Origin of the sequence: Bradyrhizobium sp. (assembly GCF_035570375.1) — a bacterium.
GTDB lineage: Bacteria > Pseudomonadota > Alphaproteobacteria > Rhizobiales > Xanthobacteraceae > Bradyrhizobium.
Window position 1 is genome coordinate 1 of the sequence record NZ_DATMLW010000057.1, and the last position, 3385, is coordinate 3385.

A 3385-nucleotide genomic window follows, 5' to 3' on the forward strand; every position below is an offset into this window, starting at 1 on the left:
GCGTGGCTGTCGGGCGGAACGGCGGACTCGCGCAACGCGAAGAGGTAGAGCTGCGCGTCCCGTGCGAACACCAGGCTCGTGTCGAGAAAGCTGTCGATGCGCGAGGCCTCGTAAGGATCGCGGCCATAGAGCGCAAAGCGCTCGTGCCCGAGCCGGGCGACGGCCCGCATAATGCTGTTCGATTCGAAGATTCCGATCCGGCCGTCAGGGCTGAACGCCGCCGGCACCGTGCCGAAGGGATGGGCCTTCAGGAAAGCATCGGTCTTGAACAACCGCCCACCCTTGAAACCGATGCGGCCGATCCGTTCGGCCTTCTCCGCGGCCTGCGGCTCCACCTCCGATAGCGGCCGCGCGTCGAAATCCCAGAGCCAATCCTGTAGCTCCTGCGGCGAGCTTCCCCGCAGCTCGATCTCGACGCCGCAGAGCCGCGCCGCGATCGTCGCCTTCCAAATCCGCGGGTTCGGGAGATATGAGAAGATGCGGAGCTGGGTCACGAAGGCCTCCTGCCGATCCCCGGTCACCAGGTCTCTCCAAAAGGGCGGATCTCGACATTGAACGACCACGCGCTCCGGTCTTGATGTGCGACGTGCCAGATCTCCTCGGCGATCGCCGCCGGCTTGATGAAGAACTCGTCCGGCGCGTCGGGCCACCTCTGGCGCGTCCAGGCGAGGTCGATTACCGCATCGATCAGCACATAGGCGACATGGACGCCTTTGGGCCCGAGCTCGCGCGCGATCGCCTCGGTGAGAATGCGTTGCGCTGCTTTTGTCGGTGCGAAGCCGGCGAACTTCGCCTTGCCGCGCAGCGCCGACGTATTCCCGCTGGCGATGATTGCACCTCTTCCGGCTTCGATCATTGCCGGGGCGAGACGGCGGGCGAGGTAAAGCAGCGCCATCGTATTGACTTGGAAATTGCGGTTCAGGACCTGGGGGTCGATTTCGAGGAAATTGCCAAAAGCTCCGCCGACGGCATTGTGGATCAGCACCGACGGCGTGCCGAACTCGGCTTTCACTGCGGCAATCACGGCGTCGAGCTGCGCTTCGTCCGTCACATCGGAGGCATAGCCTTTGGCATTGGCGATCTCCCGTTCAAGCGCGGCGAGGCGCTCGCCATTGCGGGCAAGCATCGCGACATCGTATCCGCCCGCAGAGAACCGGCGGGCGATCGCTGCACCGGTCCCGGGGCCCACTCCCGTGATCAAGGCGAGTGGGCGCTTCGTGTTATTGCCGCTCATCGTTGGAAGCCTTCTCGAATGGCGTGAGGCGCCTCGTCATCGCTGCCTCACGCACGTCGCGCAGCAGATGCATGACGCTTTCCTTCGTTTGGATAGCCGCGCTTCATGCGCTGTGGCGCGCGGCGGAATGCTCCTGGTCGAAACCTGGATGTTCGTCGCAGTGGCCTAGCCGAATTCCGCAGTCGCAATCTCTTTGAGGACGGTGCGAAGCTCGACCGCCGCGTCCTTACCGAATGCGCTTTCGAAGCGGCGCTGCGCTGCAGCCCAGCGCGAACGGGCTTTGGCGACAGCAGCCTTTCCTGCAGGTGTCAACGCGACGATACAGCTGCGCCGATCCTGCTCGGACACGTCGAGCTTGACGAGGCCGCGCTTCTCGAGTGGGCGCAGAAGATGCCCCAGCGTCGAGCGATCCATGACCAGAAGCCGTGCGAGATCTTGGATCGTACTCGGACCGACGCGACTCAGCCGCGCCAGGATCGAAAATTGGTTCACGCCCAACCCGGTGGGCGCGAGGGCTTCGTCATAAAATCTTGTCACGCGCCGCGCCGCCTGGCGAAGCGCGGTGCAATTGCAGATTTCGGGCTCGACATCAGACATTGGTGCGCTTCATCACCCTGCAAGGATTATCGGTAGCACCGACCGATCCTAGATTGGGGTAATTACCTCCATCGTCAACTCCCTGTGTAGGGCTTCTAACGATGCAATTCCCCCCTGCGCTTCATCACCCTGCAAGGATTATCGGTAGCACCGACCGATCCTAGATTGGGGTAATTACCTCCATCGTCAACTCCCTGTGTGGGGCTTCTAACGATGCAATTCCCCCCTGCTTGACACTCGTGAGGACGGCCTCATCTACCAGCGCGTCGAATGAGAGCAGTTGCCCATATTCGGTGAAAAGGCTTATGCCCGATGAGGGCGATACCAACGAGACGAGTTGAACTTATGGGAAAGCTTGAACGAAAGATCGCCGAAGCGGCATTGTCGAGCGCCGAAACCGCGCTCGAAACCCAGCGTATCGGCGGATTGCAGATCCGTGTCGCGATGCTGTGTACGCTCGTGCAGATCTGCGACGGCTACGACATGGGTTCGATCGGTTGGGCGGTGCCACCGCTGACGCACGTCTGGCACCTGGTGCCGTCTGCGTTCGCGCTGACGTTCCTGTGGTCGAGTGTCGGCGTCGTGGTCGGCGCCCCCCTTGCCGGGCCGATCGGCGACCGTTTCGGGCGCCGCCCGCTGTTGCTCGCCAGCGTCGCGCTCCTTGGCGCCGCCTCCTTGCTGACCGCCTTTGCCGGCTCGCTCTTTATGTTGAGCCTCTGCCGCTTCTTTACCGGGCTTGGGCTCGGCGGTGCGTTTCCGTCAGCGGCAACCTTGGCTGGCGACTACGCGCCGCAACGCCTGCGGGTGACGTTGATCATGGCCACGTTCACCGGGGCACCCTTCGGCGGGTTTGTCGGCGGCCTGATTGTTTCCCTATTGCTTGCCCGCGGCTTTGGCTGGCCGGTGATTTTCATTCTCGGCGGTGCGTTCCCGCTGGTGTTACTGCCAATGCTGGCATTGTGGCTGCCAGAATCGCCGCGCTTTCTCGCGCAAAAGGCGAACTTGTCGTGGCGGCAGGCGGCGCTCCTCGATCGCTTGGCGATCACTCCCGGGCAGACGGATCCGCAGGTCCTCGACCTCGCCCGCGGCAACCCGGTCAAGATGCTGTTCGGCAGAGGCTATGCGCTGCAGACCGTCCTGTTGTGGATCATCTTCTTCTGCAGCCTCATGGACCTGTTCCTGTTCGTCTATTGGCTGCCCGAGGTATTGCATCTGGTCGGGTTGACGCCGGCGCAGGCGGTCTTCGCCTCTAGCCCCTTTCCTTTGGGCGGAGTATGCGCGGCGCTCTATCTCGGCATGCTGATCGACCGCTTCGGCCCCGAGCGGGCGTTGGCCTTGCATTATGCGATTGGCGCCGGATTTATCGCGCTGATCGCGCTCGTGGCGATGCCGTACACGCTCCTGCTTGCGGTGATCTTCTTCTCCGGGATGACGATCATCGGCAGCCAGACCGGCGCCAACGGGACCTGTGGCAAGCTCTATCCGGCGCGCATGCGCACCAGCGGCCTCGGCTGGGCGATCGGCATCGGCCGGATCGGCAGCGTCGTAGCGCCA

The 3385-nt window shown here is 63.2% G+C and carries 3 protein-coding genes and 1 pseudogene; 1 reads left to right on the forward strand and 3 read right to left on the reverse strand.

The window, feature by feature from the left end; genetic code table 11:
• The 3 genes and pseudogenes from VNX23_RS06405 to VNX23_RS06415 form a co-directional block, all read right to left on the reverse strand.
• A pseudogene (locus VNX23_RS06405) lies at positions 1-521 on the reverse strand (glutathione S-transferase); the annotation flags it as partial.
• Positions 518-1234 carry an SDR family NAD(P)-dependent oxidoreductase gene (locus VNX23_RS06410; RefSeq protein WP_325628343.1) on the reverse strand — a complete coding sequence of 239 codons (717 nt, stop codon included), beginning with the start codon at positions 1232-1234 and terminating at the stop codon, positions 518-520. The gene VNX23_RS06410 and the pseudogene VNX23_RS06405, both read right to left, overlap by 4 nt.
• 165 nt (positions 1235-1399) lie before the next feature.
• Entirely contained in the window at positions 1400-1831 is a 432-nt protein-coding gene (locus tag VNX23_RS06415) for a MarR family winged helix-turn-helix transcriptional regulator (RefSeq protein ID WP_325628344.1), read from the reverse strand.
• 345 nt (positions 1832-2176) lie between these two features.
• Between VNX23_RS06415 and VNX23_RS06420 the strand changes: the two genes are divergently transcribed.
• Positions 2177-3385, forward strand: a 1209-nt coding sequence (locus VNX23_RS06420; RefSeq protein ID WP_325628345.1) for an MFS transporter, incomplete at its 3' end; no start/stop codon positions are given.